A 4,852-nucleotide genomic window follows, 5' to 3' on the forward strand; every position below is an offset into this window, starting at 1 on the left:
CTGCTGCGCGGCACCGAAGGCGAACCCGTGGCCGACCCCCGGCGCACGCCCCAGATGGACCTGTTCCACCACGGCCAATCGCACACCGTGCAAGCGGCCCAGACCGGCAGCCTGGCCCAAATACCAGACCTGCCCGCCGGGCACGACCTGGACGCCACCGTCCAACACACCCTGGCCATCCTGGCCGGCGAGCGTCCGCTGCCCACCCCAGTCGCCCTGCAGGTGGCCCACATCTGCGACGCCCTGGCCTCCTTGGCCACCCCCTCGGCCCTGCCCACCACGACCACCTGCCTGGAGAACTGACACCATGTCCACCACCACACAAGCGTCCGGCTCCGTGGTCCTCGTCGGTGCCGGCCCCGGCGACCCCGACCTGCTCACCCTGAAAGCGGTCAAAGCCATCGCCTCGGCCACCGTCCTGCTGGTGGACGACCTCGTCAACGACGCGGTGCTGGCCCACGCCAGCCCGAACGCCCGCGTCGTGCATGTCGGCAAGCGCGGCGGGTGTGCCTCCACGCCCCAGGCCTTCATTGAAAAGCTCATGATCCAGGCCGCCCGCGAAGGGCAGCGCGTGGTGCGCCTCAAAGGCGGTGATCCTTTTGTGTTTGGCCGGGGCGGGGAAGAGGTCGAACACCTGCACCGCGAAGGCATTGCGGTGGAGGTGATCAATGGCATCACCTCGGGGCTGGCCGCCGTCACGTCCTTGAACGTGCCGCTGACCCACCGCGACCACGCCCACGGCGTGGTGTTCGTCACCGGTCACGCCAAACCCGGCGACCCGGGCACCGATTGGGCCGCCCTGGCCCAATGCGCCCACCAAGCCCGGTTGACGCTGGTGATCTACATGGGCGTGTCCAGCGCGACCCGCATCGAAGCGGGCCTGCTGGCCGGCCTGCCGCCAGACACCCCGGTGGCCATCGTGCAACACGCGACCTTGCCCGAACAACGGCATGCCAGCGGCACCTTGGGCACGCTCACCGCCACGCTGGGGGCGCACCGGCTGGGCAGCCCCTCGATCATCGTGGTGGGTGACGTGCTGCGCGGCCTGGCCAGCGTCGGTCTGCGCACCACCGCGGCGGGCGGGTCCTCCGCCTGGCCCCTGGTCGCCTGAGCCGCGGCCGCACGGCGCCCCTGGGCCCTCGCGTCATCGGGCGCCCGGGCCGTCAGCCGCGCGCGTCCTGCGCCAAGCGAAACACCGACACCGCCTGCACCAGGCCGTCGGCCTGACCCTGGAGGCTGGTGGCGGCGGCCGCCATTTGCTCCACCAGTGCGGCGTTCTGCTGCGTGGCCTGGTCCATCTGGGTGATCGCCTGACCCACCTGCTGCACGCCGCTGCTCTGTTCGCTGCTGGCCCGGCCGATGTCGGCCATCAGGTCGGTGACGCGCCGGACCGCCGCCACCACCGACTCCATCGAGGCCCCGGCCCGGTCCACCAGCGCGGTGCCGGCATCGACCCGCTGGACGCTGGCGTCGATCAGCCGCTTGATGTCCTTGGCCGCTTCGGCGCTGCGCTGGGCCAGGCCGCGCACCTCGCTGGCCACCACGGCAAACCCCCGCCCCTGCTCGCCGGCCCGGGCCGCCTCCACGGCAGCATTCAACGCCAGGATGTTGGTCTGAAAGGCGATGGCATCGATCACGGCGATGATCTGCGCGATCTGGCTGGAACTGCCCTGGATGTCGCGCATGGTGGCCACGACCTGCTGCACCACCGCGCCGCCTTCGGTGGCCACGCGCGAGGCCTCCTGGGCCAGCAGGTTGGCCTGGCGCGCGGTGTCGTCGTTCTGGCGCACGGTGCCACTGAGTTCCTCCATGGAAGCAGCCGTCTGCTCCAGTGCACTGGCCTGGTGCTCGGTGCGGCCCGACAGGTCCTGGTTGCCCTGTGCGATCTCGTGGCTGGCCAGGGCCACGTTTTGCGCGCCCTGGCGCACCCGCTCCACCACCGCCGACAGGCTGTGCTGCATGTGGCCGAGCCGGGCCATCAGGCTGGTCTGGTCGCCCGCGCGCACCGGCACGGTGCGGGTCAGGTTGCCCTGGGCCACACTTTCGGCCAAGGCCGCGGCCTCGGCGGGTTCGCCACCGATGGGACGCAACACCATGCGCTCCAGGGCAAACGCCAGCACCCCGGACACCACCACCACGCTGCACAGCGCCAGCGCCAGGGCCGTCCACTGCAGGCGCCGCACCCCTTGCAGCATCTGGTCGCGGGGCACCTCGGCGCGCAAGGCCCAGGGGGTGTCGGTGGCGCCCACCCGCAGCGGGGCGTACACCTGCACTACCCGGCCCAGGGTCGCGTCGTCGGTTTCCATCTGGTGCGCCAGCCCGGCCCGTATCGCGGCGCGCGCCGCCTCAAAGTCCGGGCCACTCTCCATGGCATGGCCCACCCGCTCGGCCTCGTGGTCGGCCACAAACAGGCCCCCGTGCGAAATCAGGCTGGCGCTGCCGCTGCCCAGCACCGAGATGCCCGCCACCACCCGCTGCAGATCCGACAGCGCCAGGTCCACCCCGGCCACGCCAACGAAACGGCCCTCGTGCAGGATGGGCACCGTGACCGTGGTGATCAGCATGTTCTGCCCGGCCACCTGGTAGGCGTAGGGCTCCAGCAACACCGGCTTGCCGGTTTGTTTGGCGAGCAGGTAGTAGTCGCCGGCACCGGGCTGGTCGTAATCGACCAAGGGCTCGACCAGCAACTGCCCGCTGCCCCGGTTCCAGTAGGGAACAAAGCGACCGCTGGCGTCGTGGCCGGGACGCCCCGCGTGTTCGGCGTCGCGGCCGTCGAAAGCGTCGGGCTCCCAGCCGCTCCAGACGCCCAGAAACTCGGGGTGACCGGCCAGCACACCGCGCAGCATGGCGTGGGCCGCTTCGCGCTCGGTCTGGCCCACCGCCTTGAGTTCGCCCAGCGCGCTGGCCAGCACCTGGACGGTGCCCAGGGCGGATTCGAGCCGCAAACGCATGTCGGCCGCCTGCCGGTTGGCCAGTTCCTGCGTGTAGCGCAGCGAGGCCTCGGTCTGCGTGGCGGCGGCCTGGTCGGCCACCACCCAGACCGTGGCGGCAAACCCCGCCAGCACGATGCCCACCACCCCCAACAAAAGCCGTGCGCGCAAACCCCATTTGCCAACCATGAGTTCTCCTCGGTTTATCCCAGATCACCCTATGCAAGCGCCGTACCAAGCGGGGCGCCACGCCGCACGAAGCGGCGGTGCTGGCTGCAGGCCGGTCAACGGGCCAACCGCTCCTCGCGCAGCAGCGGCCGCATCGCCCACAGGCCCAGCAGCGGCCCCACGGCCAGCCACGGCAGCACGGCCTCCAGCGGGGTGTGCTGCGCCCAAGCCACGTGCAGCAAGATGCTGCCGATGGAGATGGCAAAGCCGAGGCTGTTGGTCAGCGTCAGCACGCTGCCCACCGCCTGCGGTGGCGCGTTGCGCGCGGTCAGCGCCGAAAACTGCGGCGAATCGCCGGACACGGTGATGCCCCAGACCAGCAGCCACAGGCCAAACAGCGCGTCGGGCGCCTGCATGGCCCAGGGCGTGAGCAGGCAGCACAGGCCGCTGGCGGCCAGTTGCGCGGTGGCCACCCGCGCCCCGCCACAGCGCCGCACCAACAGCCCGCCCACCACGCACCCGATGGCGCCGGCCCCCAGCACCACAAAGGCCGCCAGCGACACCGCCGCCCCTTGCAAGCGGGTGGCCAGCACCAGCGGCACCATGACCCAGACGGTGTACAGCTCCCACATGTGGCCGAAGTAACCGAGCACCGAACTGCGCACCCGCCGGTCGGTCCAGACGGTGGCCACCGCCGACCAGCGCAGGGGCGCGGCCGCGCCGGGGCGCACCGGCGGCTCCCCCAGGCCCAGGTACAACAACAGGCCACCGCCGGCGGCCAGGGCCGAAACGGCCCACATCAGGCGGTCCCAGGGCAGTTCGTGCCCCCAGGCGCGCAGGCCATGGGCGCTGGCCGAGCCCAGCACCAGGGCACCGATCAGCAGGCCCAGCGCCGCACCCAGCCCCTGGCGGTACCACTGTGCAGCGATTTTCATGCCCACCGGGTAGATGCCGGCCAGGCAGAACCCGGTGGCAAAGCGCCAGGCCATCAGGGCCTGCAGGTCGCGCACCCACCACCAGGCCCCCAGGGTGCACAACGCACCGGCCAGGGAACACCACAGGAACACCCGGCGCGCCGGGTAACGGTCGGCCACCGCGCCCAGCGCAAACACCAGCGTGCCCAGGATGAAACCGAACTGCAAAGCGGAGGTCAATGCCCCCAAGGCCGCGTCGGGCCAGCCCAGTTCGGCCTGCAGGTCGGGCATGATGGCGTTGACGGCAAACCACAGCGAGGTGCCGGCGAACTGTGCCAGCACCAGCACGGGCAAGACGTGGCGGGGGACTTGATCCATGCCGGGACTGTACGCCAAGGCCTGCCCCAGGCGGGTGGGCCGGCGGTCACGCAAGCGACGTGGATGCCCAGAAAACAAAAAACCGCTGCGAGTCTGCGACTGGCAACGGCTGATGGGGTTGGCGGAGTGGACGGGGCTCGAACCCGCGACCCCCGGCGTGACAGGCCGGTATTCTAACCAACTGAACTACCACTCCTGGCGGTCAAAGCGGTGGCGACCCTACGGGGATTCGAACCCCGGTACTCACCGTGAAAGGGTGATGTCCTAGGCCTCTAGACGATAGGGTCAGACCTTGAAACGTGGTGGAGGTAAGCGGGATCGAACCGCTGACCTCTTGCATGCCATGCAAGCGCTCTCCCAGCTGAGCTATACCCCCACGAAAATCTGGCGGAGTGGACGGGACTCGAACCCGCGACCCCCGGCGTGACAGGCCGGTATTCTAACCAACTGAACTACCACTCC

General features: G+C 70.5%; 3 protein-coding genes, 4 tRNA genes and 1 pseudogene. 2 read left to right on the forward strand and 6 right to left on the reverse strand.

Going from position 1 to position 4,852, the window contains the following annotated elements:
- A pseudogene (locus HA630_RS07990) lies at positions 1–303 on the forward strand (DNA-binding protein YbiB); the annotation flags it as partial.
- A 4-nt stretch (positions 304–307) separates the two neighbouring features.
- The gene (gene cobA / locus HA630_RS07995; RefSeq protein ID WP_166833956.1) at positions 308–1,111 is read left to right on the forward strand and encodes a uroporphyrinogen-III C-methyltransferase; all 804 of its coding nucleotides are present in this window, start codon (positions 308–310) and stop codon (positions 1,109–1,111) included.
- Positions 1,112–1,163: 52 nt separating this feature from the next.
- Here cobA and HA630_RS25605 read toward each other — a convergent pair whose 3' ends face one another.
- From HA630_RS25605 to HA630_RS08025, 6 genes are all read right to left on the reverse strand, one after another.
- Positions 1,164–3,119, reverse strand: a complete 1,956-nt coding sequence (locus tag HA630_RS25605; RefSeq protein ID WP_166833957.1) for a methyl-accepting chemotaxis protein — start codon at positions 3,117–3,119, stop codon at positions 1,164–1,166.
- Positions 3,120–3,214: 95 nt separating this feature from the next.
- Entirely contained in the window at positions 3,215–4,390 is a 1,176-nt protein-coding gene (locus tag HA630_RS08005; protein WP_166833958.1) for a nitrate/nitrite transporter, read from the reverse strand.
- 119 nt (positions 4,391–4,509) lie between these two features.
- Positions 4,510–4,586: transfer RNA gene (locus HA630_RS08010), tRNA-Asp, on the reverse strand.
- A gap of 15 nt (positions 4,587–4,601) precedes the next feature.
- Positions 4,602–4,677 (reverse strand) — tRNA-Glu (locus HA630_RS08015).
- A 13-nt stretch (positions 4,678–4,690) separates the two neighbouring features.
- Positions 4,691–4,766, reverse strand: a tRNA-Ala gene (locus HA630_RS08020).
- A gap of 9 nt (positions 4,767–4,775) precedes the next feature.
- Positions 4,776–4,852, reverse strand: a tRNA-Asp gene (locus tag HA630_RS08025).

Source organism: Aquabacterium sp. A08 (assembly GCF_011742065.1).